This window comes from Pseudidiomarina tainanensis (assembly GCF_004214835.1).
GTDB classification, from domain to species: Bacteria; Pseudomonadota; Gammaproteobacteria; order Enterobacterales; family Alteromonadaceae; genus Pseudidiomarina; species Pseudidiomarina tainanensis.
Genome location: NZ_PIQJ01000001.1, coordinates 1620865 through 1647541, shown reverse-complemented (window position 1 = coordinate 1647541; position 26677 = coordinate 1620865). Strand labels below are relative to the sequence as shown.

Sequence of the window (26677 nt, the reverse complement as noted above, 5' to 3'; positions counted from 1 at the left end):
TGCATTCGGACTAAATTTCGGGTAAATTCCACGACCTCTTCGACCCCGGTCGGAGACTTTTTTATTTACTTAACATTAGAAACTGTATCGAGGAACGTAATGGTAACCATTCGTTTACAACGTGGTGGCGCTAAAAAACGCCCATTCTACCAAATGGTAGTTACTGACAGTCGCAATGCCCGCGACGGTCGTTTTATTGAAAACGTAGGCTTCTTCAACCCGGTCGCTCGTGGCCAGGAAGAAAAATTGCGCGTTGATTTAGATCGTGTTGATCACTGGGTATCTAACGGTGCATCACTTTCTGAGCGTGTAGCGAAGTTAGTTAAAGACGCGCGCAGCGCGGCTTAATGAATTAAATCCGTATTATAGGTGGCTATGAATACTCCTGCTGAAACCGTCGTCGTTGGTCAACTGGGCGCAGTGTATGGCATAAAAGGCTGGATTAAAGTTCAAAGCTATACCGATGATCCGGAAGCCATTTTTGAATACAGCCCTTGGCAAATTATTAAGCAGGGTAAAACGCAAGCAGTTCAAGTCGAAGAATGGCGTCGACATAATAAAGGACTCATTGCAAAGTTAGCTGGTGTCGAAGATCGTGACCAAGCCCATGTGTTTACAGGCGCGGAAATCATTATTGATGCAGAGCAACTACCTGAATTGCCAGAGGATGAATTTTACTGGCGCGATTTGATTGGTATGACCGTGGTGAATACTGACGGTTATGACATGGGAGTCGTAGACCAGATTATGGCCACAGCATCGAATGATGTGATGGTGGTGAAAGCGAATAGCAACGATGCATTTGGTCGCTCAGAACGATTGATTCCGTTTATTCAGAGTCAATATGTACAAGCAGTCGACAAAGAAAACAAACGTATTGTTGTGGATTGGCCGTCGGACTTTTAATGACTGCAAAATTACAGGTAGGGGTCATTAGCCTCTTTCCTGAAATGTTTCAGGCCATTACCGATAACGGTGTGACTGGTCGGGCTGTTCGTGATGGGGTGTTGGATATCCAACTGATTAACCCACGCGATTTTACCCAAGATCGGCATCGCACTGTTGATGACCGCCCTTATGGCGGAGGTCCTGGCATGTTGATGATGGTGCAACCGCTCACTGATGCGATTGCAGCAGCCAAACAACAGCTTGGCGCCAATACCAAGGTGATTTATATGTCACCTCAAGGTCGCAAACTTGATCACGCTGGTGCTCATGAGTTAGCTCAGCATGACAAGTTCATCATAATCGCCGGTCGCTATGAAGGCATTGATGAACGAGTAATTACTCGTCACGTTGATGAAGAATGGTCGATTGGAGATTACGTGTTAAGTGGTGGTGAGTTACCCGCCATGGTGATGATTGACACGGTAGCACGCTTGATTCCCGGTGTTTTGGGGCATCAAGATTCAGCTAGCGAGGACTCATTTGCCGATGGCTTGTTAGATTGCCCACACTATACACGACCTGAAGTTTTAGATGGTGAGGCGGTTCCCGCAGTATTACTCAGCGGAAACCACGAAAATATACGCAAGTGGCGTTTGCAGCAGTCTCTTGGGAGAACCTGGTTGCGACGTCCTGAATTGTTAAAACACCTAGCTCTGACTGACGAGCAGAGGCAGTTGTTGGATGAATTCATTCAGCAACATGAAGATGCTTCTGATACAGGTTCGGGCAGTTAATCTAGGCAAGTGAGGCTATCATGGCAAAAGTAAACCAAAATTTGATCAAAGCGATCGAAGACGAGCAATTGAAAAGCGACCTTCCAGCGTACGCGCCGGGTGATACAGTGGTCGTTAATGTTAAGGTAACCGAAGGTAACCGTGAGCGTATTCAGGCATTTGAAGGCGTGGTTATCGCAAAGCGTAATCGTGGCTTACACAGCGCAGTAACTGTTCGTAAAATCTCGAACGGCGAAGGCGTTGAGCGTACTTTCCAAGTACACAGCCCAATCGTAGATAGCATTGTTGTGAAGCGTAAAGGTGCGGTACGTCGTGCTAAGCTTTACTACCTCCGTGAGCGTTCAGGTAAATCTGCACGTATCCGCGAGAAGTTGTCTTAATAAGCATCAAGCTTATTCGAAAAAACCCGCCGCTGGCGGGTTTTTTTATGGTACAAATGCGCTATTACACACTAAATTGCCCTGCGGAGTTGAGGACATGCCGAATTCAAAGCACGAACAACATGAGCTAGACGTATTGCGTCAACAAATTGACGAAACGGACAGTGAGTTGGTGCGATTGTTATTACAGCGACGTCAATTAGCAAGCAAAGTTGGCGTAGTAAAACGTAAGTTAGGGCAACCTTTATATGTGCCAGAACGCGAAGCTGCAATGCTGGTCAACCGCCGCGAGCAAGCCGCTCAAGTTGGTCTATCGCCTGAATTGATCGAGGATGTGTTACGTCGAGTTATTCGTGAGTCTTATCAACAGCAGCAAGCTGCAGATGTTCATCTAGAGACGAAATCGGTGGTTATTTTTGGTGGTGCTGGCGCACTCGGTAAGTTGTTCGTTCGATTGTTCGAATCGGCTGGTGCTGCCGTCAACATCATTGAAAAAGATAACTGGGAAATGACGGAGTTATATTGCGCACAAGCCGATTTGGTGCTGATTGCCGTTCCTGTTGTTACCACCGTCGATGTTATTGAAGCATTACCAGTACTTCCGCCCAGTTGTGTGCTTGCTGATGTGACGAGTATCAAACAAAAGCCATTGGCAGCTATGCTAGCGAAACATAGTGGCCCAGTAGTGGGCCTTCACCCAATGTTTGGGCCGCAGCAAGTAACCCTTGCAAAGCAATTAATGGTTGCCTGTCACGGCCGCGATGAAGAAAGCTATCAATGGGTGTTAGAGAGCATTCAACGTTGGGGCGCACAGATAAAATTTATTGATGCGAGTGAGCACGATCAAGCAATGTCTTTTGTGCAGGTCTTGCGTCATTTATCGACCTTTGTTTACGGCGCTCATCTTGCCCATGAAAAAGTCGACGTACAACAGTTGCTAGAATTAAGCTCCCCCATTTATCGGCTTGAGTTAATGATGGTCGGCCGATTATTTGCGCAAGATGCTCATTTATACGCAGACATTATTTTGTCGGAACCACACAATTTCTCAATGCTACGTCGCTATGTACGTTTGTTCGAGCAGTTATTATCAGAACTTGAACAAGGCAATAAGGCCGGATTTATTCGACGATTTGAACATATTCGTGAGTATTTCGGTGATTTCGCACAGAAATTTTTAACTGAAAGCCAACGCTTATTAGACGTCGCTGGCGATACGAAGTAAATCAGCGAGTTGCTTTGGACTAACCGGTTTATGTAGAAAAGTGTCAATGCCTGCTGCAGTACAATGTTGCGCAAAATCGTCATGTTGATGACCGGTGATCATGGCTGCTTGCGGTGCGGCATCGCCAAGCTGAGCAACTATTTCACAGTACACATCAATCCCATTAATATCGGGTAATTCGTGGTCCAAGAGAACCAGTGCAGGGCGTTGCTCCACTGCCAGTGCAACCGCTTCTTTGCCTGTTTCTGCAGTGATGACCTCAACAGGATATTGCTGAACCATGGCACGTAACACTTCGAGCGAAATATAATCGTCGTCAACAATTAATACTTTATTAGCTGATTGGCTCATTGTTCTATCCTATACTGCTAAAAGAATAATACTGTATTGAACAGAAGGACGACTGAAAATGCAACGGGTAAAAATTTGGGATAGCTTTGTTCGGTTAAGTCATTGGTTGATGGTTATTCTGGTGGTACTCATGTGGTACACCGCAGAAGAAGGGCTGATGGATCGTCATCTACAACTTGCGGGAATACTTGGGGCGTTAGTTATTACGCGCGTTCTATGGGGATTTTTGGGGAGCGAATCTGCGCGTTTTTCGCGTTTTGTCAAAGGCCCTAAAGCTATTTCTCAACATATTTCTGAATTTAAATCTGGGCATTATCAGCCATCAAACACGCATAATGCAGCGGGCGGCTGGGCTGTACTCGCATTGTTATTATTATTATTGGTGCAATTTGGTTCGGGATTATTTGCCAGTGATGACATCTTTTATTCGGGGCCATTAGCGAGCAGTGTTGGCAGTGATTTCAGTGAAATAGCCGGTGAAGTGCATGAAACGATTTTCAATGTCTTACTGGCTGTGATTGTCGTGCACGTTGTCGCGATTATTCTGTATCGGCTTCGTGGTATCAACCTAATAAGTGCAATGATACACGGTTATCGCGAAGGGGTTGCAGCACCGAAACTGGTACCAGGTATCGTTGGAATAATCGCAGCAGCGATTATCGCTGCTGCGTTATATTATTGGATTAATTAGTCTTTATACTGATCGTGGCAGCCCTTGCAGTTGCGAGCGGCTGTCATGAAGGCATTTCGAATAGCGCCTTGATCACCTGAGGCGGCTGCCTGTTGCAATGCTTTAGCATCTTGTTGCAACTGCTCTGAACGCTCGACGAAGTCTTCCCAGTTATCCCAAATAGCTGGTAACGCATCAGTATTATTACCAGGCATTGCACCTTCTTGGCTAAAGCCAACCCAAGGAATGCTCGTTAATGCGGCAAAATCATTCGCGCGCTCGGTAAAAATAGTGCCGTCGAATTCGATATCACCTTTCACCATATCGCCCATCACGGCAAAGTTGTTTTGCATAATTGATAATGCCTTTTGACGGTACTCGACAGCTTTGTCAGCATCATTAAACGCATGTTGTGCAATTGCACTTGCAGAAACAGTCAGTGCAACAATGCTGACGAAACTACCTGCGACCTTGAATATTGACTTCATGTTGTTCTCCTAATTGTGTTGTTTAACGACTGCAATACGCTTTTCATCCTTAAATGGATTGCGCATAGTCATTGATCCCCTTTAATGTGGACATGATAACCGTAAAAATCATAAAAGGGGAACCAGATGAACGGGATTAAACATCTCAGTAAACTGGCACTGTCAGTTTGTGCAGCGTTGCCATTGGTGGCAGCGGCTTCGCAAACGACACCAGTGCGTGGTTTACATGATAATTCGTCAACATTTATTGCATTGCAAAATGCAACAATTGTGACGGAACCAGGAAAAAAGCTAGAAAATGCAACGTTGGTGATTAAAAACGGCAAAGTCGTGGCCGTTGCTCGCAATAACCGAGCGCCAGAAGGAGCTCGCGTTATTGATGTGAGCGGACACACCATCTATCCGGGCTTCATTGATGCCTATAGTAATTACGGCGTACCGGCCGTTGAAAAGCCAAATCGCGCGCCGTATCGCAGTACCACACCGCAGTACAATAATAAACGTGAAGGTGGTAATGCAGCGAATGACGCAATTCACTCACAAGTTGACTGGGTGGATAAATTTGCAACGGATAGTAAATCAGCAAAAGATTACATCAATCAAGGTTTCACCGCGGTTCAAAGTGCTCGTTTAGATGGTATTTTCCAAGGGCAAGCGGTTACCGTATCACTCGCGGATACAATTGCTAACAATGCCGTTTATAACCCACGTGCGCGCCATTTTGGTTCGTTTGATAAAGGCTCATCATTACAGCAATATCCGTCATCATTAATGGGTTCAATTGCGCTGATTCGTCAAACTTTGTCTGATGCAAACTGGTATGAGCAAGCGTATGGCAAAGATGCTTACAACCGTCCTGTTGAATACAATGCGGCATTAGCTGAGCTTGCCAATGTTGAACAAGAAGGGCTGGTATTCAAAGTTTCTGACGACCGCTCACTGTTGCGCGCGTACGATGTGCTTTCGCAATTCCAAGTTCCGGTAACGTTCTTAGGTTCAGGCTATGAATATGCCCGTCTGGATGCGATCAAAAACACTAAGTCAGCGATTATCCTGCCGCTTAATTTCCCAGCCGCTCCAGATGTTAAAGGGGTCGATGACCATTTAGATGTCAGCTTAGCTGATTTGCGTCATTGGGAACGTGCGCCAGGTAATGCGGCGGCTTTGGCTCAGGCAGATATCGACTTTTCATTTACATTGCATGAGTTGAAAAAGGCCGATGATTTTTGGCCGAATTTGCGCCGTGCTGTGCAGCATGGTTTAGATGCGGATAAGGCGCTTGCAGCGTTAACCACGGTACCGGCGAAGATTGCTGGTGTTAGTGATAAAGCCGGTAAACTGGCTCCGGGTTACATGGCCGATTTCGTGATTGCTGAAGGCGACTTGTTCACCAGCGGCACGATTAAATCAGTTTGGTTACAAGGTAGCGAGGTTGAGCTTGCGCCGCTAAATCAAGCTGATTTCGGCGGAACATTGGCTGTGACTGTAGCGAACCAGCAAGCAGAACTTGTATTGAAATCAGGCAAATCGATTTCAGGTGAGTTCAACAGTAATAAGATTCGCGACGCCAAGCGCACCGATTCGACAGTTGAGTTCGTGGTTGATGCAAACTTCGCTGGTTTAGACGGTGCATGGCGTATGCGTCTTGAACAAGCATCTGCGGACGGTTTTACTGGCGTTGCAATTGCGCCAGATGGTCGCGAGCTCCCGCTAACTGCAAATCGTACGGCTGCAGGTGAGTCGGCAACAGATAGCACAGCAAATACCGTTTCTGAGTACGTCAGTAAAGTAACATTCCCAAATGTGGCTTATGGCTTAGACGGTTTGCCTGAGCGTCAGAATGTGCACATTAAGAATGCGACTGTTTGGACAGCCGATGAAGCTGGCGTGCTTGAGAATACTGATGTGTTGATTCGCGATGGTGAGTTCTATCGTATTGGTAAAGACTTACGTACGCCTTCTGGTTACACGGTGATTGATGGCACTGGTAAGCATGTCACGCCAGGGATTATTGATGAGCACTCGCACATTGCAATCGAAGGCGGTGTAAATGAAGGTTCTGAAGCAATTACCGCAGAAGTACGCATCGGTGATGTGGTGAATCCAGATGATATCCATATCTATCGTTCACTTGCCGGTGGTACCACTATGGCGCAGTTGCTGCATGGTTCTGCAAACCCAATTGGTGGTCAGGCGCAAGTCATTAAATTGCGTTGGGGTGCGGATGCAAACACATTGAAGTTCGACGCAGCACCACCAAGCATTAAATTTGCGCTAGGTGAAAACGTGAAACAAAGTAACTGGGGAACCACGTTCACGGTACGTTATCCGCAAACCCGTATGGGTGTTGAAGCGGTTATGCGTGATGGTTTCACAGCTGCGCGAGAGTACAAACAGCGCATGGATGCCTACGAAAAATTAAGTCGCAGTGAAAAAGCGAAAACCGCGCCACCGCGTCCTGATTATCGTTTGCAAACGTTGCTTGAAATTCTGCGTAGCGAACGTTTTGTTCATGCTCACTCTTATGTTCAATCAGAAATTCTGATGCTGTTGCGACTGGCCGAAGAGTTTGGCTTTACCTTGACCACCTTTACGCACATTCTTGAGGGCTACAAGGTCGCTTCAGAAATGGCGAAGCACGGTGCCGGTGGCTCGACGTTTGCAGACTGGTGGGCATTTAAATTTGAAGTGTATGATGCGATTCCGCAAAACGCTTGTTTAATGTCAGAAAAAGGCGTGTTAACAAGTATCAACTCAGATAGTAATGACCTGCAACGTCGCTTGAATACCGAAGCTGCGAAATCAGTGACTTACTGTGGTATGTCTGAGCACGAAGCGTTGCAAATGATCACGTTGAACCCAGCGAAACAACTGAAAGTAGATCAGTACGTGGGTAGTATCAAAGAAGGTAAACATGCCGACTTTGTTATCTGGAATGGTCACCCACTCAGCGCTTATTCAGCAGTTGAGGAAACTTGGATCAATGCTCGTAAATATTTTGACCGTGCGCGTGACATGCAACTGCGTGCTCAGTTAGAAACTGAAAAGCAGCAATTGATTCAGAAGTTACTACGTAGCCCTGAAAGCGCTCGAAACGGCAACGGTAATGGCTATAAGAAACCTCAACCAACTTGGCATTGTGATGATAATCATGATGTTTGGAGCGAACAATTTACCGTTCATGGCGAACATCTACATGTGCAAGCACATCAAGGAGAGCAACTATGAAAAAGTTAATAACAGCCGTTGTTGCTGCGAGTTTGAGTGCGGCAGCCGTTGCCCATGATATGGTTCCTGGTAAAACGCAAGAGCAACCAGTGTTGTTGCAAGGCGGTACGCTTAACACGGTCACCAATGGTGTGTTAGCCGATACCGACTTGTTGTTCGAAAACGGCAAAATCACCGCGATTGGCTCGAACCTAGCAGTACCTGAAAATGCCCGTGTTATCGATGTAACGGGTAAGCAGGTTTATCCAGGTATTGTTGCATTAGATACAACCTTGGGTTTGATCGAGCTCGCTGCGGTTCGTGCTACCAATGATATGAGTGAAGTCGGGGATATCACACCGGAAGTGAGTGGACATACAGCTTACAACCCTGATTCAGAAGTTATTCCTACTGTTCGCTACAACGGTATCACGCACGCTGAAATTGTCCCGCAACGAAATCTCATTGCTGGTCGTTCAAGCTTGTTACAAACTGATGGCTGGACGTTCGAAGACGCTGCCGAAGCGCTCAACGTTGGCGTTCATGTTAATTGGCCTCGAGTTGGCATTAACACTTCGTGGTGGGAACGCCGGTCGCCGGAAGAGCAACGTAAAGCCAATGCTGAAGATTTGAAAAAATTGAAAGCTGCATTTGTTGATGCGAAAGCTTATTACGATGCGAAGCAAGCGAACGAACTCAATGGTACTGATGTGCGTTGGGAAGCAATGACTGGACTATTTGATGGTTCCAGTAAGTTGTTTGTTCATGCTCACGACAAACGCCAAATGGAGCAAGCGATGGAGTTGGCCTCAGAGTGGGGCTTTGAGCTTGTTTTGGTAGGTGCCCGCGACGCTTGGCGTATTGCTGATAAACTTGCAGCGCAAGATATCTCAGTTGTCTACGGCGAACCGTATGGCTTACCAACGCGTCATGATGAGGCTTATGACCAAGCTTACGCAGCGCCAGCGGCTCTCGCAGCAGCCGGTGTTGATTTCGCAATCGCCTATTCAACTGGCTTTTGGGATATTCGTAACCTTGCTTTTGCAGCTGGTAATGCCGTGGCTTTTGGTCTTGGTAAAGACCAAGCATTAGCGGCGATTACGCTAAAACCTGCAGAAGTGATGGGCGTAGCCGATAAAATTGGTTCACTAGAAGTTGGTAAGCACGCATCACTCTTTGTTTCTGACGGGGATGTGATGGATCAACTCGGCCAAAAAGTGCGATTGATGTTTATCGATGGTGCGGAAGTTGATCTTAACAATCGTCATAATCAGCTGTATCAAAAATATCGTCAAAAACCGTAAAGAAATGCTTATTTGATGAGCCTTACGAGAAAGCCAGAACACTGTTCTGGCTTTTTATTGTGTTTTAGCAAAACTATCAAAAGTAAGTATTGTGTTAGTGCACAGTAATTGGCAGTATTTATAGAAAGCTATCTAAAAAGGAACAAACGATGCCATTACACCGCCAATTTTCCAATGACGGAAAAGAGCTGATTATCGCCATTAAAGGAAAATTCGATTTCGGTTTGGTTCAAGAATTTCGTCAGGCATACAGTAACGTAGGTGACCAACAACCGACCGTATTTATCGATTTACGAGAAACTGAATATTTAGATAGCTCCGCGTTGGGGATGCTTCTTAATATGCGTAAATCGTTAGGGAAATCAGTTAAAAGTATACATATTATTAATTGTCGACCTGAGGTAAGAAGTATTTTAGATATTTCGCGCTTCGATAAATTATTTGTTATTGAATAGTGATGGCTAATTTTTACGAGCCTGCAACCCCATCGTGTCACGTTACGGTTATCGATGACGGCTCAAGTATTGCGCGAGAAGTTATTGCGCAACTCTATTCAGCTAAACACTGTGATGTTGCCACTTGTTCGTTAGCGGAATTTCCAAACAAACCGATACGTAATAACTCAATTGTTTGTATAGTTGCGGCAGGTGATATTGGATCCGATTCTCTGAGTAGAATACGAGAGTTCATACCGTCAAAGACGATTAAAAGTATTGTGATTACTGACAACCCAATACTATTTGAACGGTTAGGTATGCTAGCCTCAGATGCTTTGTTATGGCCGTTAGCATCCGGACTTTTGCAACAACGTCTACTCTATCTGCAGCAATTACAGGTAGCCCAAGATCAAATCGATGGTTTACGACAATCGTTAGCTTGGCACAAAGCACGTGTCGACCGAGAGCATCAGCTCGTTGAACACATCTTTCAAAACGCTCTGAGTCGCAATTATCTCGAATATGCCCACGTTCACACCTATTTGACCCCAGTGTCTAAATTCAACGGCGATTTGTGCCTGATTGCACCAGGTCCGTTGGGAAATATTTATATGCTTATGGCCGACTTTACCGGGCATGGCCTAGCTCCGGCTACCGGTGCGTTGCCGCTCTCACAAGCTTTTTTTGCAATGTCTGATCGCGGCGTTTCTGTAGCTGAAATGGTCACAGAGTTTAACTACCGTATGAGTCGGCTTTTACCTGATGACATGTTTTGCGCCGCAATTTTATTGGAATTATCAGCAAACGGTGAGCGTGTTACGTATTGGAATGGCGGTATGCCCGCTGCATTGTTGTTTAACGAACATGGTGAAATTTTAAAGCGCCTGAGTCCGGCGCACATGGCATTAGGTGTTGTTGATGATCATGAATTTGATAGTCGCGTCGCAACATTTCGAGCCCCGCGTGGTAGTTCAATCGCTCTGTTTACCGATGGCGTAACAGAGTTACTTGGTCATCAACATAAGTTCTTAGGCTCAGAAGCGCTTGAAATGTTGTTATCGCGCTATCCTCGCAATGAGGACTTTGCTTCATTAGTTGATGAACTCGAACGGTTTCGAGGCGAAACGCCACTGCATGACGATTTGTCGTTAGCCATCTTAAGTTGCCAACCCACGGGCTTAGGAGAAGTGAAACCTGAACCTGAGCAGTTTGGCCTACCGTTTATTTTTGAATCAGTGCTCCAGCCTGAACATTTAATGACGATAGATCCAGTGGCGCATATTCTCTCAGCGCTGAGTCAATTGCCGCATCTGCGCCGCCACCGTACCACAGTGTATTTATTCTTAGCCGAAGCATTTAACAATGCGCTTGAACACGGGCTACTAGAACTTGATTCATCTATGAAACAAGATCCCGAAGGCTTTGCAGAGTACTATCGACTTCGCTTAGAGCGTTTGCACGGATTACAACAAGGTGAGATTCGTATTCGAGTCCACTTTGAGCCAAGTTCCAAACAATTGACCGTGAGTGTAACAGATAGTGGCAAGGGGACTGCAGATGTCGCAGCTTTGGCAAAATATACTGAAAAGAGCCACGGGCGCGGTTTGGAGCTATTACGCCAGATGACTACAGACCTAAGCTGGGATGCAGCAACGCGAACCGTATCATTTAAGTATCTGCTGTAATATTAGCCACCAGCTAATTTTACTTTGAAGCCATGTTGCTCCAACCAAAGTTTTGCCTTTTCCCGTTGATCGCCTTGTAACTCAATAGTGCCATCCTTTACGGCACCACCGACGCCGCAGGTTTTGCGTAACTGCGAAGCATAATCAGCGAGAAGTTTGGGTTGTTGTGGCAGATCGATTAACACGGTAACGCCTTTCCCTTTGCGGCCTTTCGTCTGACGTTGAATTCGAACGACTTGTGACGTATCGACGGGACTTGCCGTATCGTCGCTGACATTTTCGGGCGTCGCTTCGGCTTGTTGAAAACCGAGTTTTTGAAGTTGTTCTTGTAGACTGCTCACAATTTCCTCAAATTCAACTTGGAATAAATAGACTAGGTGTTATATATTTTTGGCATAAGTGTTTGGTCATAAACGAGCTATGCCATGAAGTTGCAGCAACTGCGTTATATTGTCGAAGTATTAAATCATAATCTCAACGTTTCAGCGACTGCTGATAGTTTATATACCTCTCAGCCGGGTATTAGTAAGCAGGTGCGCATGCTTGAAGACGAACTGGGCGTGCAAATCTTCGAACGCAGTGGCAAGCATCTAACCCATGTGACACCTGCGGGTGAAGAAGTTATTGCGATAGCTCGTCAAATATTATCGCAGGTAGAAGCCATTCGCGCGGTTGCCGGTGAATACACCCAACCCAATCAGGGTAAATTGAATATAGCCACCACGCATACGCAGGCGCGGTATGCACTGCCGAATATGATCAAATCCTTTATGCAACGTTACCCAAATGTCAGTTTGCATATGCATCAAGGTTCACCCGAACAAATTAGTGAGGCGGCGGCAAAGGGGGTTGCCGACTTTGCAATTGCAACCGAGGCATTGCATTTATATCAAGACCTCATCATGTTGCCGTGTTATCACTGGAATCGTTCTATCATTACACCGCCGGATCATCCGTTAGGCAAATTGAGTGAAGTGACAATAACCGACTTGGGTGACTATCCAATTGTTACCTATGTGCATGGCTTTACTGGCCGCTCAGAGCTTGATCGGGCATTTAATCAAGCCGGTATTAAGCCCAATGTCGTATTTACTGCAACCGACGCTGATGTGATTAAAACCTATGTACGAATGGGATTGGGCGTCGGGGTAGTTGCCAGTATGGCGATTGATGCGAATAACGATGCTGATTTGATTAATATTCCAGCAGCCCATTTATTTGCGCCAAGTACGACGAAAATTGGTTTCCGAAAAGGGACGTTTTTGCGTAGCTACATGTATGATTTTCTAGAAGGTTTTGCGCCTCATTTAAATCGTTCACTGGTTGACTCGGCGATGATGAAAAAGTCGCAAGATGAGATCGATCGATTATTCCGAGATATTGAGCTGCCCACACTTTAATCGAGGCGGAGCAGCTCATTTATCAGCGGTTAACACTCGATGATATTAACGGCAAGCCCACCACGTGCGGTTTCTTTGTACTTAGTTTTCATATCATTGCCGGTATCCCACATGGTTTTGATAACCTTATCCAACGATACTTTGTGATCACCGCTACCACGCAAGGCAAGCCGAGCGGCGTTGATAGCTTTAATTGACCCCATTGCATTGCGCTCAATGCATGGTACTTGCACCAAACCACCCACAGGATCGCAGGTTAAGCCCAGATTATGTTCCATACCGATCTCTGCAGCGTTTTCAACGGCACTCACTCCGCCGCCCATTAATTCGGCGAGTGCACCGGCGGCCATTGAACACGCAACACCGACTTCGCCCTGACAACCCACTTCAGCGCCGGAAATTGACGCATTCTTTTTATATAGAATACCAATCGCTGCTGAAGTTAGTAAAAAGCGAACGACGGTTTCCTCATCCAGAGGCGCAATGAACTTATCGGCATATTTCATGACTGCCGGTATAATTCCTGCTGCGCCGTTTGTCGGCGCAGTGACCACGCGACCGCCCGCAGCGTTTTCTTCGTTTACCGCGAGCGCAAAGAGATCAACCCAATCCATGGTCTGCATTGGATCAGCCGATTTTTCATTCTTTAAACGTTGATATAAGCCCGGGGCTCGACGGCGAACTTTAAGGCCTCCAGGAAGAATGCCTTCGGTACGAATGCCTCGTTCAATGCACTCGTCCATGGTTTTCCAGATATGCATCAGGTTTTGGCGGATATCGGCTTCGCTACGGAACACTTTTTCGTTTGCTAGCATTAAAGAGCTAATACGTAACCCATGTTCGTTACAGTGTTTTAATAGTTCATCACAACTATCAAATGGATATGGAATTGGCTTCGAAGACTGCTCAATAGCTTCTTCTAGTGATTCTTCAAAATCGGCATCGCGAACAATAAAGCCACCGCCAATTGAGTAATAAAGATCTTTGTAGACAACTTCATTGTTCTTATAGAGCCGCAATTCCATAGCGTTAGCGTGACGCGGCATCGTTTTGCGGCGATGGAAAACGATGGCTCCTTCGCGCGGAAATTTAATTTCGTGCTCACCCAACAACGCCAAGCGTTGTGTTTCGTCGGTACGTTTTAAAAATTCATCTACAGTTGTGGTATCAACGGTTTCCGGTTGTTCACCCGCCAACCCAAGAATAACTGCTTTGCCGGTACCATGGCCTTTCCCGGTCTGGCCTAATGATCCAAACAGTTCCACCACAATTTCGTCGACATTTGCTAAGCCTATGGCTTTATCTGCCGCCATTAAAAATTCATAGGCAGCGCGCATAGGGCCGACGGTATGCGAACTTGACGGGCCAATGCCAACTTTGTAGATATCAAACACACTGATCATAAATTAATTATGCTTCCATTAGTCGTTTAAGGGGCGATATATAAATTGCCGTTCAGGATACACGTGATCAGCTAGTTCACGCAAAATTCCTGCCGTAGCACCCCAAATATTTCTTTGCTGATAGGGAATAAAGTATACCTGATCGTATATGAAACGTCGTAACCGGTATACATAATGTTTGTTTTGATGGAGCACTTCGCGCAACGGCACGGTGAAAATTTCAGCAACCTCGCGATGATCGCGTTGCAGAGGCTGGCGCGGGTTGATCAGCACAACGTAGGGACGAATCAGAAAATTACTCATGACTGGGTAGTCGTGTAATTGACCAACCAATGTAATGTCTTCTGGTTGCAATCCGATCTCTTCTTGTGCCTCACGTACGGCGGTGGCATACAAATCGCGGTCATGTGGCTCTTGCCGTCCGCCGGGAAAACTTATTTGTCCGGCGTGATGGCGTAATTGGGCACTCCGCTGTGTCAGTATCAAGTGAAGCTCGCCGTTGTCTTCAAACAATGGAACTAATACGGCAGCTGGGCGCAGACGCTTTATCAACGGACGCTGAATGTTTGGTGCTGGGTGCAATTGAAAGCGGCGCAAAAAATCATGACGTGTCATGACTGACGAGCCCCAAATTGCTGTGTTAACACGGGGATAATGCGCGCAACCTTATCAAAGGTTTCTTGATATTCACTCGCACAATCCGAATCGGCGACGAGACCGCCACCAGCCCAACAATGTATGGTTCCTTGTTGCACATTCTGCAATCTTTCAGATCGCGTCGCCACGAGTGTGCGAATCGCAATACTGGTATCTACGCGTCCATGCTGGGAGAAATAGCCAAAACTGCCACAGTAAAAACTACGGCGGTGGGGTTCGAGTTCGTCAATAATTTCCATCGCGCGAATTTTCGGCGCGCCGGTAATTGAACCGCCGGGAAAACAGGCTGCGAACAATTGAATATTGTGGTCGGTTGAAGTCAGTTTACCGGTAACCGTGCTCACTAAGTGATGAACCGCTGGATACGATTCAATAGCAAATAATTTCGGGACGTTAACTGAACCTGGGATACACAAACGGCTCAGATCATTTCTGAGTAAATCGACAATCATGACATTCTCAGCGCGATCTTTGGGCGAACTTTGTAGCTCTGCCGCTAACTGCTGATCTTGTTTACTATCGGTTGCTCGCGGACGCGTGCCTTTGATGGGCTTGGTTTCAACGTTCCCGTGTTCATTGATGGCCAGAAATCGCTCCGGTGAAAGTGATAATAGCGAACCGTGCTCAAGCTGCATAAAAGCCGAAAAGGGCGCATTATTGTTCTTGCGGAGCAATTCGTAGGCGTTCCAAGTGTCGCCTGCGTATAAACTGCTAAAGCGTTGCGCAAGATTAATTTGGTAACAGTCGCCGGCGCGTAAGTAGGTTTGAACCTGAGCAAATTTATCGGCGTACTCGACCGCCGACATGTTGCTTTGCCAAGTTGTCAGCAATTCAAAGGTTGTTGGCTGTGGTTTGCTATCCGGCTGGGTTAACCAAAACGTCTGTAATGCCTCCAGTTCTTCGGTGGGAGCTAACAGCCAAGTTTCACCCGTTTTCCGATTGCGCATCAAGGCTTGGGTGTATAGGCCGACGCAAAGCTCGGGGAGAGTGATATCAGCCTGCGCTATAGCCGGGATTGTTTCGAGTGCTCGACCTGCATCATAACTCCAGGCTCCGGCGAGGCCACCGTGAAACGGCAAGTGACTCGGCCCTTGATAAACCGGTAGCGAATTTAAGGCGCTTTCTAGAACCTCTGGCCATTGTAGCGATGCTGTAACGACTTGTTTGGGTTGGCGAAAGATAAAATCCCACTGTCCCGCAGTATGATCACAACTATCAAGAAATAGCGCCATCGGTTCATCTTTGCAGCGGCGAAATAGCTCAACAAAAGAATCGGTAATGGGTAACTGAACGGCTTGTAGGGACACAACATTTTCTCCGTTGCTTGAATACGCATCAGCATAACATAATCATGCATCATGGAAGAGCCATAGAAACTAGTCAGCCAGCTTGCAAAACGCTATGATAGCGTCAACTTTACGTTACCCCTTGAAATTCGAACCAAGCTAAGTTCCGAGGTATTCATGGCTACAATTCGTCAGGCAGATTTTATCGAGAGTATCGCAGATGCTCTACAGTATATTTCGTACTATCACCCATTAGATTTTGTGCAAGCGCTAGAAAAGGCATATCACCGCGAGCAAAGCGAAGCGGCTAAGAATGCTATTGCACAGGTATTAACCAACTCACGTATGTCGGCACAAGGGCATCGTCCAATTTGTCAGGATACCGGTATCGTGACATGTTTTGTGAAAGTTGGCATGGGTGTGCAGTGGGATAAAACTGACTTGACGGTGCAGCAAATGGTGGATGAGGGAACACGCCGTGCCTATACCAATCCGGACAACCCGTTACGCGCATCGATTGTTGCTGATCCAGCAGGTAGCCGCAAAAACACCGGCGATAATACGCCGGCAGTTGTGCATATTGATATGGTGCCGGGCGAGCATGTGGAAGTGATGATTGCTGCTAAAGGTGGCGGTTCTGAAAATAAATCAAAAATGGTTATGCTCAATCCAAGTGACAATATCGCCGATTGGGTTGTTGAAACGATGCCTAAACTAGGCGCAGGCTGGTGTCCGCCAGGTATGATTGGTTTGGGTATCGGTGGTACGGCCGAGAAGTCAGCGGTATTAGCAAAAGAAGCTTTAATGGATCCGGTCGACATTCAAGAATTACTCGACCGTGGCGCGCAAAATGCCGAAGAAGAATTACGTTTAGAAATTTATCATCGGGTCAATAAATTAGGTATCGGCGCTCAAGGTTTAGGCGGTGTAACGACGGTTATGGATGTAAAAATCAAAACCGCACCGACGCATGCTGCATCGAAGCCGGTTACCTTAATTCCGAACTGCGCAGCGACTCGCCACGCGCATTTTGTGCTTGATGGCTCGGGTCCTGCTGATCTACAACCACCTAAATTAGAAGATTGGCCGGATATTACGTTTGAATTGGGTGATGATGCACGTCGCGTTAACCTTGATACTGTAACGCAAGCGGATATCGAAACTTGGAAGACCGGCGAAACGGTATTGCTATCGGGCAAGATGTTAACGGGTCGTGATGCAGCTCATAAGCGCATTAAAGACATGCTCGATCGTGGTGAAGATCTCCCAGTCGACTTTACCAATAAATTTATTTACTACGTCGGTCCAGTTGATCCGGTTGGTGATGAAGTTGTTGGTCCAGCAGGCCCAACAACAGCAACGCGAATGGATAAATTCACTGATTTGATGCTCGATAAAACCGGCATTCTTGGCATGATCGGCAAAGCTGAACGTGGCCCAGCAACGGTCGAGAGTATTCGGCAGCATAAAGCAGTTTATTTAATGGCCGTTGGTGGTGCAGCTTATCTGGTGGCAAAAGCCATTAAGAAAGCGCGTGTGGTTGCGTTTGAAGATCTCGGTATGGAAGCGATTTACGAGTTTGAAGTAGAAGACATGCCAGTCACCGTGGCCGTAGACAGCACCGGTGAGAACGCTCACGAAACCGGGCCAGCTATTTGGCGCGTAAAACTGGAAGCTGCTGATGCTTAATTTGGAACTGTGGCAATTTATTGCAGCCGTGAGTGCGGCTGCAGTATTTGTTGGGTTGTTGGTTTGGTTAGTGCTGGCGCCACGGAATAAGTCGTTACAGCAAGAAGCGATGCAACAGCAAAGTTTTCTAGAGAACCAACTGCAACAACTCCGTGCACAGAACGACCAGTTAAGTACAAGTTTTGAACAACGTTTGGCGCAGCGTGAACAGCAGCTCCAGCAAGTGCAACAACAACGTAGTGACTTGCAGGCTGAACTGGCTGGCGTTCGCGCTGATTTGAGCGCCAAGTTGCAAGGTGCGGAAGAGAAGCAAAAGTTGTTGGAAGCCAGTGAAGAGCGTTTGAAGAAAGAGTTTGAGCGCTTAGCACAACAAATCTTCGAACAAAAATCAGAGCGCCTTCAAGCTAGCAGTAAACAAACGCTAGAAACGACATTAGCTCCGTTCAAACAACAACTAGAAGCGTTTAAAACCCAAGTCACGCAACAATATACGGAAGAGTTAAAGCAACGCTCTGAGCTGACAGCTCAAGTAAATTCGCTGCGCGACTTGAATAAGCAAATGGCTGCCGAAGCAGAAGCTTTAACGCGTGCACTCAAAGGCGACACCAAAGCGCAGGGTACCTGGGGTGAGGTGGTGCTTGAACGTATTCTAAGCCAATCTGGTTTACGTGAGGGCAATGAATATCACACGCAATCGCAGCATAAAGATGATGATGGCAAAACCTTCAAACCCGATGTGGTGGTTCACTTACCCAATGATAAAGATGTGGTGATTGACTCGAAAGTATCGCTGGTTGCTTATGAGCGTTATTTTAATAGCGACGATGATGCAGAGCGTGAACAGGCGTTAACTGAGCATGTGAACTCGCTTCGTAACCACATTAAGGGATTAGGTAAAAAAAATTATCAGCAACTCGACGGCGTGCGAACTCTTGATTATGTGTTGATGTTTATTCCGATTGAGCCTGCGTTTTTACTTGCGGTTGATCGCGATCCTGAGCTGATTCGATTGGCGTTAGATAATAACATTATGTTAGTCAGCCCAACCAATTTGTTAGTCGCTTTACGTACCGTCAATAATATTTGGCAGTACGAATATCAGAACCAAAACGCGCAAGTTATCGCTACTGAAGCGGCAAAACTATACGACAAGTTTGTTGGCTTTATTGACGATATGCAAAAGATTGGCAACGCGATTGAAAGTGTTCGCAAGCATTACGATGGCGCAATGAATAAGCTCTCAAGTGGGCGCGGAAACTTAGTCGGCCGCGTTGAAAACTTCCGTAAGTTGGGTGTTCAAACCAGCAAACAGATCGATAGCAAGTTGCTTCAAGATGACAGCACTGAAGACGATAACGGCTAGTGTTGCATATGACGAGCGCACAAGTTAATTGTGCGCTACTTCGATAATTTCAATGCGTTGTTGACCGCGTGGACTATCCCAATCGATTTGTTGCCCTTCAGATAAACCTAGAATAGCCGCACCGATTGGTGCAAATACCGAAATGCCGCCATCGATTGCCGCGACTTCTGATGGTAAGCACAACACTTTGGTAAACGTTGCGCCGGTCGCAATGATTTTGAAAGTAACCTTGCTACCAAGCGCTACAACGTTAGCCGGTAAAGCGTCATTCGCCACCACATTGGCGCGCGCTAACTCGCCCTCAAGTTCATCGGCGCAATCTGGCAACGGTTTGGTCGATGCTAATAAAGACTCAATTTGAATGAGATCTTTTTTTGTAATGATAATTTCTGGCTGTTGATTCATATAACAAACTCTCTTAATCAATAAAACGCGTTACAAAAGTCGGCCAATACTTGGCCTGATTGATGTTTCATTTAAATTCTTAGAAAAAATATTGGTTATTCGTGAGGTTCAGCAAAGCGCGCCGGACGTATCCGATTACGCCCGGCTTATATAGGTAAGGTCAGTGTAGTAACAGTATGTTGCGCATTTTCTTGCGCAATATAGTGGTTCATAGGTTTCCTTAAAATTCGTTCACCTAATCATAGTGTCAGGAAAAATAAAGGCAAGAAAAAAAGCCTTGCGCACAGTAGGTGGCGAGGCTTTTAGAAGTATTTGCAGTAAACTCAACTCAACGTTGTACGGTTCCCCACAAATCATATTCGTCAGCGTGCTCAATAAGTACTTGAACGCGATCGCCTGGTTGTACATCAAACTCACCATTAAGATATACCAAACCATCGATTTCTGGTGCATCCGCATAACTGCGGCCAATCGCACCTTCGTCATCAACTTCATCGATTAACACACTGAGTGTACGACCAATCTTCGCTTGCAGACGTGCCGCACTAATTTCTTGCTGAACTTCCATAAACCGTGCGTAACGTTGTTGCTTGATCTCCTCTGGAACTGGGTCTGGCAATTCATTCGCTTTTGCACCTTCAACGTCGGAGTAGGTAAAACAACCGACACGGTCAAGTTGCGCATCGCGCAAAAACTGGAGTAACTCTTCGAATTCTTCTTCGGTTTCACCAGGGAAGCCAACGATAAACGTGCTGCGTATGGTTAAATCAGGACAGATGTCACGCCACTTACGAATGCGTTCTAACGTGCGATCTGCTGAACCCGGGCGTTTCATTAACTTGAGGATACGCTTATTGGCATGTTGTAACGGAATATCCAAATAAGGCAGCAACTTACCTTCAGCCATCAATGGAATGACATCATCAACGCTGGGATATGGATAAACGTAGTGTAAGCGTACCCATATACCGAGCTGACCAAGTGCCTCACACAATGCAAGCATACTGGTTTTAACTGGTTGGCCTTCCCAAAACCCAGTTTTATGCTTCACATCAACACCGTAAGCACTGGTATCTTGCGAAATCACCAATAACTCTTTAACACCAGCATTGGCAAGACGCTGAGCTTCGCTGAGAACATCACCAATAGGGCGGCTAACCAAATCACCACGCATGCTCGGAATAATACAGAACGTACAACGGTGGTTGCAGCCTTCAGATATTTTCAAGTATGCAAAATGACGTGGTGTGAGTTTCACGCCAGTTTCTGGAACTAGATTTTCAAACGGAATTTGAGTTGGCTTCGGAACGTAGCGATGCACATGTCCCATCACCTCCTCATAAGCATGCGGCCCCGTAATTGCTAGTACGTTTGGATGAACTTCACGAATTTCATCATCTTTCGCACCAAGACAACCGGTAACGATAACTTTGCCATTTTCGTTTAGTGCTTCGCCAATGGCGTCAAGAGATTCTTGTACGGCTGAATCGATAAAGCCACAAGTGTTCACAATGACCATGTCAGCATTGTCATAGCTATTAACTATGTCATAGCCTTCGGTACGAAGTTGCGTGAGGATGCGTTCAGAGTCAACGAGGTTTTTTGGACAGCCTAAGCTGACAAAGCCAATGCGAGCTGCAGTTTCGCCGTTAGCAACGGCTTCTGGCTGGAATTTTTCAACGGTCATGTAGTGCTCAGTTAGTTACAGAATAATCTGGTGAAATTATATCACGCTTATTTTATCCAGTGCTAATCGACTCTACCGCGGGGAACTCTCCAACCAGAAATCTTGGGCTTGAATAAAGTGTGGATTATTTTGAACTTCTGGAATGACCTCATTAATTTGTCTGACAGTATCGTCACCCCAAGCGTTTTTGGTGCATGCAACGGCTCCGAGAATAATATCGCCAACCAGTTGCGTGACCGGAATAAATGCGAGCGAACGGCCTTCTGTTTCCTCGTAAAAACGCTTGACCATTGGGTAATCAATTGTGAAATCAAGACGCTTACTGAGTATCATCGACATCATGCTGGTATTCGCAGTATCGCCGGAAACATCAATGTGTTGTGGCGTTCCAATCACATACTCATCAAGCAGTGGCTGTAACTTTCCGTACAACCGACCAACGGGCTGACCAAATCGATATAATTGATCACGAAGTAAAAGCTCAAGATCGATAGGGTTGCCGTATTTTTCGATTAATTCAGCAACTAAACCAGGACGCGTAATGATTCCATGTGTTGGATAAGTATGGGTTGGATTCGAAAATGCAATCAACTCTTGTTCGTTACTACGATGGATCATACATGGAAAACAAATGTTTTTTTCCTGCTCCCACAACATACCAATACGTAATTGGGGAAGGTATTCAACCTTATGTTTCGTGTTCGGTAGCGCTTCTTTGAAAGCGTCGACTAAAGCGTCACAGAGCCCTTGATTAGCATACGGGCCTGAGACGATATGGAAAGGTGGCGCTATGTTAGCTGCCCAAACAATTTCGTGTGGTTGCTGCTGAGCAGCGAGTGGCCAACTCCAGCTGGTCACAATGATAAGAAAACTGAGTAATAATCCTTTATTTTTCATATTATCCTGCAACATTTGCTCGTGTTACAAAAATAGTAGTCATTCTCGTAATGGATTACCAGACTCATTCATCGCAGATTGTATGTGATCTACCCACATTGCCGTTGCACCGCAGACGGCAACCGGAATCATCATCAGATTGATAATTGGAATACTTGCTAACACCGCGACAATACAGCCAAACGATAAGCTCTTACCAGAATGACGCCAGAGTTCTTGGCGCATAGTACGAAATGGCACCTTATGGTTATCAAAAGGATAATCCGCATATTGAATGGTCATCATCCAACCACCAAACAGAAACCATAGAATTTGCCCTAAAATAGGCACAAATAAGAGTAATAGACCGAAGCCAAGAATACGCGGCAAGAAGTAGATAATTTTCTGAAATTCGCGTCCGATGATGCGCGGAATATCCTTTATCATACCGGCGACACCGCCATCGATAGGACCTTTCCCGGTGAGTTTGATTTCGACTTGCTCAGCAAGCAAACTATTAAATGGCGAGGCGATAATATTAGCAACGCTAGTAAACGTCAGCGCAAATATCAAGACAATACCAATGACAATAAGTGGCCACAAAAGAACTTCGAGCCAGTAAAGATAAGCTGGCAACCAAGCCATTAATTTCTCAACGCCAATTGTCGTGTAATGAAATGTTGCGTAAATCGCTGCGCTAAACAAGACAATGTTGATTGCTAAAGGAATCAAAACGTAACGTCGAAGTCCTTTTTGGAAAGCCAGCTCAAAGCCTCGCTGCACATAACTCCCACCAAATTCACTATAAACTTGCATCGTAATCCCTTTATCGGCTGTGTTTCTTTGATAAATTAATTATAACTCGTCTAAAGGTTTCTAATTTCTTGAAAATGTAAGTGTTAGTTAATCATTCTAGAACGTGTAAAGCTATTACAAAATTTACTATTATCTGCTAATGTCGAAACGATAATTAAACATGCAAAGTTTCTTCTTTTGGTAGCGAACTGATAACGATTATAAATGCGCCTAAAACACATTAAATTGGTTGGTTTTAAGTCGTTTGTAGACCCCACCAAGGTTCCATTTCCGCATCAGATGACGTGTGTGGTGGGCCCTAACGGTTGCGGTAAGTCAAACGTCATCGACGCGGTACGCTGGGTTCTCGGAGAGAGCTCGGCGAAAAACCTGCGTGGCGATGCCATGACGGATGTCATATTCAATGGTTCCAGCTCGCGTAAGCCAGTTTCTCAAGCCAGTGTCGAACTCGTTTTTGATAACTCTTCTGGGCGTATTCAGGGTGAATATGCAAACTATGCCGAAATTTCCGTAAAGCGACTAGTTACCCGAGATGGTCGCTCAGATTACTTCCTGAATAACAGTAAGTGCCGTCGCCGCGACATTACGGATTTGTTTTTAGGCACCGGCCTAGGGCCGCGGAGTTATGCCATTATTGAACAGGGTATGATCTCGCGTCTCATCGAATCCAAGCCTCAAGAGCTGCGAATTTTCATTGAAGAAGCTGCTGGTATTTCTAAGTATAAAGAGCGGCGCCGCGAGACTGAAAACCGTATGCAACATACCCGCGACAATCTCGATCGGTTAAACGATGTTCGTGACGAGTTAGGTAGTCAGTTGGACAAACTGCAACGCCAGGCTGCAGCGGCAAGGCGCTACAAGGATTTGAAATCTCAAGAGCGCAAATACAAAGCCGAATTGCAGGCATTACGTTGGTTAGCGCAAGAGCAACAAGCAGAACAAATTCGCACGACGATTCGAGAGCAGGAAACCGAGCTTGAGCGTTGGCTCGCCGAGCAACGTGGTAGTGAGCGCGGAACTCTTGAGTTGCGCGAACAAGCGGAAGAGACGAAGCAAAAGCTGGATGAGATTCAGCAGCAGTTTTATCAGTTGGGCAATGACATTACCCGCCATGAACATGAGCTACAAGGGTTGCGTCAGCAACAACAACAACGTGAACAGCGTCGCCACCAATTACAGGCGGAGATTGGGCAATTTGAACAAACGCTAGAAGATGACAAAGCACAGTGGCAGGAACTTGAACAGCAAAGAGAAATGCTGGCACCAGAGTTTGAATTAGCTGAGCAGCAACTCCAAGAAGCAGAACAGCGACTTGAGACGGAAGAGCATGCCTGGTTGCAATGGCAGGATGATTACCAACGTCATCTTGATGAACTGCAAAGACACCGTGAATCGCAGCAGCAAGTGCAATTGCAACAGCAGCGCATTGAGCATCAACTTCAGCGGCAGCATGAAGAGTTGCAAAGAAACGGCAAAGAAGTTGTCGAGCTTAAGCAGCAATTGAATGAGATTACTAATCCAGAGTTACAGCAGCAAATTGATGAATTATCAGCCACCCGCGAGCAATTAAAAGAACAACTTAGTGTTACCGATGCAAATATAGTCACTAATTCGTCGATGCTAGAGCAACTTCACGCTCAACGAGAACAGCAGCAAAGTATGCAGCAGCAACTGTTGGGCCGGAAAAGTTCACTGGAGCATCTGTTGCAAGCCGCGCAAGCTGAAAGTTGGCCGGTCGCTGTACGAGAATGGTTACTAGAGCAGGGTATTGAACCGCTCGGTCAAGTTCGTGACTTGCTGCAAGTGAATACGACATGGCAATTTGCGGCAGAGCAAATTGTTACTGACTGGCTGGATGCTTGGGTTTTGCAAGAGCGCCCAAAACACTGGCCGGAACACTTGGGTGCGCGAATCGTCGTGCTAAGGGAACAATCTGTTGCCTCTAACAGTTTAGCCGAAGCTGTTTCCGGACCTTTGCGTCAGTGGTCGTTGCTGAATGATATTAAGTGTGGTGACGAACCTAGCGCGGAATCCGTTGTCCTTAACTCAGCTGGACAACTGTGGTCAAGAGCGGGCTATCGAGCACCGCAAGTGGCAGCCGAAGATAGCCAGATTGCGCAACAACAAGAATTACAAAACGTTACCAAAGAGTTGCAGGAGCTCGAACGGCAGCTTACCGAAGTCAATGAAAAATTGGTTGAGCAGAAGTCAGTCGCTGTGGATCTTCAACAACTGCGTGAACAACAACGCGAGCATCTAAGTGAAATGCAAGCGCAGTACCTGAGCTTGTCGGAGAAGCTGCAATGGCAGACTCAACAGCGAGATTCGTTGACTACTAAGTTACAGCTCCTTGACGAGCAGAACGCTGCGACGAATCAGCAGTTGGAAATGCTTCAAATTGAACGCCAAGAACTCATTGAACAAGCTGATGTATTGCTTGAACAAGGCCAGCAGCGGCAGGATGATGATTGGCAAGAACGGCGGGTGAAATTGCAAGAATCACGTCAACAGGCGCAAAGTGCTCTGAGTGGTATACAAAAAAACCACCAACAGCTTGTTTTGCAAATACAGCAAACGGATTCACAACGACAGCACTTGCAAACCCTAATGAGTCGGATTGAGTCACAGAAGCAACAAGCGCAGGAACAGCTATCTTTATTGGAGCAACCAGACGAAGATAGCCATGAGCAATTAGAGATATTAGCTCTACAACTTGAAGAATTGATCCAGAGCCGTGAAAAAGTCGACGAACAGCGTCGTGAGTGGGCGAATCGATTAAGCGAGCAAGAGGCCCAAATTCGAGAAATTAGTTCGGGTGCTCAGGGGGTGCAAGGCCACATAGAGAAAGTGCGGGTAAAACTGCAAAGTAGCCAAATGGAACTAGCTGCGCTGCAAGAACGAACACGCAATGTTTTAGCGGTGCTGCAAGAAATGCAACAGCCACTAAAACCAGTTCTTGAGCAGTTATCTGAACAGGCGAATGAAAAAGCTTGGCAAGCAGAACTTGAGCGCTTACAAAACGCGATTCAGCGCTTAGGTGCAATCAACCTAGCGGCCATCGAAGAAGCTGAAGTATTAGCGGAACGTAAAGAATATTTGGACCAGCAACACGAAGATCTGTCTTCGTCGTTAGAAACACTAGAAACGGCAATTCGAAAAATTGATAAAGAGACCCGTCAGCGTTTTCGTGCCACCTATGATGCAGTGAACAGTGGATTGCAGGAACTATTTCCAAAAGTATTCGGTGGCGGTAGCGCTTATCTTGAACTAACTGATGATGATTTGTTGGAAACCGGCGTAACTATCATGGCGCGGCCACCTGGTAAGAAAAACAGCACAATTCATTTGCTTTCTGGTGGTGAAAAAGCGCTAACGGCTTTATCATTGGTTTTTGCAATTTTCCGTTTAAATCCGGCGCCATTCTGCTTACTCGATGAAGTTGATGCACCGCTGGATGATGCGAACGTTGGGCGCTTTTGCCGACTTGTCGAAGAAATGTCCGCAACGGTTCAATTTATTTATATCAGTCATAATAAAGTGGCGATGGAAATGGCATCCCATTTGGCTGGGGTTACCATGCAAGAAGCCGGCGTATCGCGGCTAGTCGCAGTGGATATTGACGAAGCCGTGGCGCTCACCGAAGCGTCCTAATATAAAAACGAATGA

24 protein-coding genes are annotated in these 26677 nt (G+C 46.2%); 14 read left to right on the top strand and 10 right to left on the bottom strand.

Annotation, left to right across the window (positions count from 1 at the left end; translation table 11 throughout):
* Positions 1-99 precede the first annotated feature (99 nt).
* The 5 genes from rpsP (at position 100) to tyrA (ending at position 3287) form a co-directional block, all read left to right on the top strand.
* Entirely contained in the window at positions 100-348 is a 249-nt protein-coding gene (gene rpsP / locus CWI82_RS08025; protein ID WP_055438631.1) for a 30S ribosomal protein S16, read from the top strand.
* Positions 349-375: 27 nt separating this feature from the next.
* A complete protein-coding gene (rimM, locus tag CWI82_RS08020) occupies positions 376-906 on the top strand; it encodes a ribosome maturation factor RimM (RefSeq protein ID WP_130203121.1) in 531 nt (176 codons plus the stop codon).
* Positions 906-1682, top strand: coding sequence for a tRNA (guanosine(37)-N1)-methyltransferase TrmD (gene trmD / locus CWI82_RS08015; protein WP_092854252.1), 777 nt, complete (start codon positions 906-908; stop codon positions 1680-1682). Before rimM ends, trmD begins: the two co-directional genes overlap by 1 nt.
* A 20-nt stretch (positions 1683-1702) precedes the next feature.
* A complete protein-coding gene (rplS, locus tag CWI82_RS08010; protein WP_092854254.1) occupies positions 1703-2062 on the top strand; it encodes a 50S ribosomal protein L19 in 360 nt (119 codons plus the stop codon).
* A 97-nt stretch (positions 2063-2159) separates the two neighbouring features.
* Complete coding sequence (gene tyrA / locus CWI82_RS08005; protein ID WP_130203120.1) at positions 2160-3287, top strand: bifunctional chorismate mutase/prephenate dehydrogenase; 1128 nt, start codon at positions 2160-2162, stop codon at positions 3285-3287.
* On the opposite strand, the gene CWI82_RS08000 is transcribed toward tyrA, so the two are convergent.
* Positions 3261-3638 carry a response regulator gene (locus CWI82_RS08000; protein WP_092854258.1) on the bottom strand — a complete coding sequence of 126 codons (378 nt, stop codon included), beginning with the start codon at positions 3636-3638 and terminating at the stop codon, positions 3261-3263. The genes tyrA and CWI82_RS08000 overlap by 27 nt on opposite strands.
* 58 nt (positions 3639-3696) lie before the next feature.
* On the opposite strand from CWI82_RS08000, the gene CWI82_RS07995 reads away from it, so the two are divergent.
* Positions 3697-4329, top strand: coding sequence for a cytochrome b/b6 domain-containing protein (locus CWI82_RS07995; protein ID WP_130203119.1), 633 nt, complete (start codon positions 3697-3699; stop codon positions 4327-4329).
* Here the strand turns inward: CWI82_RS07995 and CWI82_RS07990 are convergent.
* Positions 4326-4796 (bottom strand): c-type cytochrome, encoded by a 471-nt coding sequence (locus CWI82_RS07990; protein WP_130203118.1) that lies wholly within the window; start codon positions 4794-4796, stop codon positions 4326-4328. The two genes, CWI82_RS07995 and CWI82_RS07990, sit on opposite strands and share 4 nt — an antisense overlap.
* 126 nt (positions 4797-4922) lie before the next feature.
* Here CWI82_RS07990 and CWI82_RS07985 point away from each other — a divergent pair, with 126 nt between their 5' ends.
* The 4 genes from CWI82_RS07985 (at position 4923) to CWI82_RS07970 (ending at position 11429) form a co-directional block, all read left to right on the top strand.
* Positions 4923-8024 (top strand): amidohydrolase family protein, encoded by a 3102-nt coding sequence (locus tag CWI82_RS07985; protein ID WP_130203117.1) that lies wholly within the window; start codon positions 4923-4925, stop codon positions 8022-8024.
* Positions 8021-9307, top strand: coding sequence for an amidohydrolase family protein (locus tag CWI82_RS07980; RefSeq protein WP_130203116.1), 1287 nt, complete (start codon positions 8021-8023; stop codon positions 9305-9307). The genes CWI82_RS07985 and CWI82_RS07980 overlap by 4 nt, the downstream gene beginning before the upstream one ends.
* A 149-nt stretch (positions 9308-9456) precedes the next feature.
* Complete coding sequence (locus tag CWI82_RS07975) at positions 9457-9762, top strand: STAS domain-containing protein (RefSeq protein WP_130203115.1); 306 nt, start codon at positions 9457-9459, stop codon at positions 9760-9762.
* 2 nt (positions 9763-9764) lie between these two features.
* Positions 9765-11429 carry an ATP-binding SpoIIE family protein phosphatase gene (locus CWI82_RS07970; protein WP_130203114.1) on the top strand — a complete coding sequence of 555 codons (1665 nt, stop codon included), beginning with the start codon at positions 9765-9767 and terminating at the stop codon, positions 11427-11429.
* Between the two features lie 2 nt (positions 11430-11431).
* Here the strand turns inward: CWI82_RS07970 and CWI82_RS07965 are convergent, their stop codons facing one another.
* Entirely contained in the window at positions 11432-11770 is a 339-nt protein-coding gene (locus CWI82_RS07965; protein ID WP_130203113.1) for a translation initiation factor, read from the bottom strand.
* Positions 11771-11854: 84 nt separating this feature from the next.
* Between CWI82_RS07965 and cysB the strand changes: the two genes are divergently transcribed.
* Positions 11855-12829, top strand: coding sequence for an HTH-type transcriptional regulator CysB (gene cysB, locus CWI82_RS07960; RefSeq protein ID WP_092854275.1), 975 nt, complete (start codon positions 11855-11857; stop codon positions 12827-12829).
* A gap of 29 nt (positions 12830-12858) precedes the next feature.
* On the opposite strand, the gene CWI82_RS07955 is transcribed toward cysB, so the two are convergent.
* From CWI82_RS07955 to pabB, 3 genes are read right to left on the bottom strand one after another with little or no spacing between them, the layout of a single operon-like run.
* Positions 12859-14232: an L-serine ammonia-lyase gene (locus tag CWI82_RS07955; RefSeq protein WP_130203112.1), complete on the bottom strand. Its 1374-nt coding sequence runs from the start codon at positions 14230-14232 to the stop codon at positions 12859-12861.
* Positions 14233-14250: 18 nt separating this feature from the next.
* Positions 14251-14847: a CoA pyrophosphatase gene (locus tag CWI82_RS07950; protein WP_092854279.1), complete on the bottom strand. Its 597-nt coding sequence runs from the start codon at positions 14845-14847 to the stop codon at positions 14251-14253.
* Positions 14844-16196, bottom strand: a complete 1353-nt coding sequence (pabB, locus tag CWI82_RS07945) for an aminodeoxychorismate synthase component I (protein ID WP_233340215.1) — start codon at positions 16194-16196, stop codon at positions 14844-14846. The genes CWI82_RS07950 and pabB overlap by 4 nt, the downstream gene beginning before the upstream one ends.
* 156 nt (positions 16197-16352) lie before the next feature.
* On the opposite strand from pabB, the gene CWI82_RS07940 reads away from it, so the two are divergent.
* Both CWI82_RS07940 and rmuC read left to right on the top strand, forming a co-directional pair.
* Positions 16353-17864: a fumarate hydratase gene (locus CWI82_RS07940; RefSeq protein WP_130203111.1), complete on the top strand. Its 1512-nt coding sequence runs from the start codon at positions 16353-16355 to the stop codon at positions 17862-17864.
* Positions 17857-19227, top strand: coding sequence for a DNA recombination protein RmuC (rmuC, locus tag CWI82_RS07935; protein WP_130203110.1), 1371 nt, complete (start codon positions 17857-17859; stop codon positions 19225-19227). Before CWI82_RS07940 ends, rmuC begins: the two co-directional genes overlap by 8 nt.
* A gap of 24 nt (positions 19228-19251) precedes the next feature.
* Here rmuC and rnk read toward each other — a convergent pair whose 3' ends face one another.
* From rnk to cysZ, 4 genes are all read right to left on the bottom strand, one after another.
* Positions 19252-19632, bottom strand: a complete 381-nt coding sequence (gene rnk / locus CWI82_RS07930) for a nucleoside diphosphate kinase regulator (protein ID WP_092854285.1) — start codon at positions 19630-19632, stop codon at positions 19252-19254.
* Positions 19633-19960: 328 nt separating this feature from the next.
* Entirely contained in the window at positions 19961-21319 is a 1359-nt protein-coding gene (gene rimO / locus CWI82_RS07925) for a 30S ribosomal protein S12 methylthiotransferase RimO (RefSeq protein WP_092854287.1), read from the bottom strand.
* A gap of 72 nt (positions 21320-21391) precedes the next feature.
* Entirely contained in the window at positions 21392-22216 is an 825-nt protein-coding gene (locus CWI82_RS07920) for a hypothetical protein (protein WP_130203109.1), read from the bottom strand.
* Positions 22217-22255: 39 nt separating this feature from the next.
* Positions 22256-23011 carry a sulfate transporter CysZ gene (gene cysZ / locus CWI82_RS07915; protein ID WP_130203108.1) on the bottom strand — a complete coding sequence of 252 codons (756 nt, stop codon included), beginning with the start codon at positions 23009-23011 and terminating at the stop codon, positions 22256-22258.
* Between the two features lie 204 nt (positions 23012-23215).
* Here cysZ and CWI82_RS07910 point away from each other — a divergent pair, with 204 nt between their 5' ends.
* Positions 23216-26662, top strand: coding sequence for an AAA family ATPase (locus CWI82_RS07910; RefSeq protein ID WP_130203107.1), 3447 nt, complete (start codon positions 23216-23218; stop codon positions 26660-26662).
* The last annotated feature ends 15 nt before the right edge of the window (positions 26663-26677 follow it).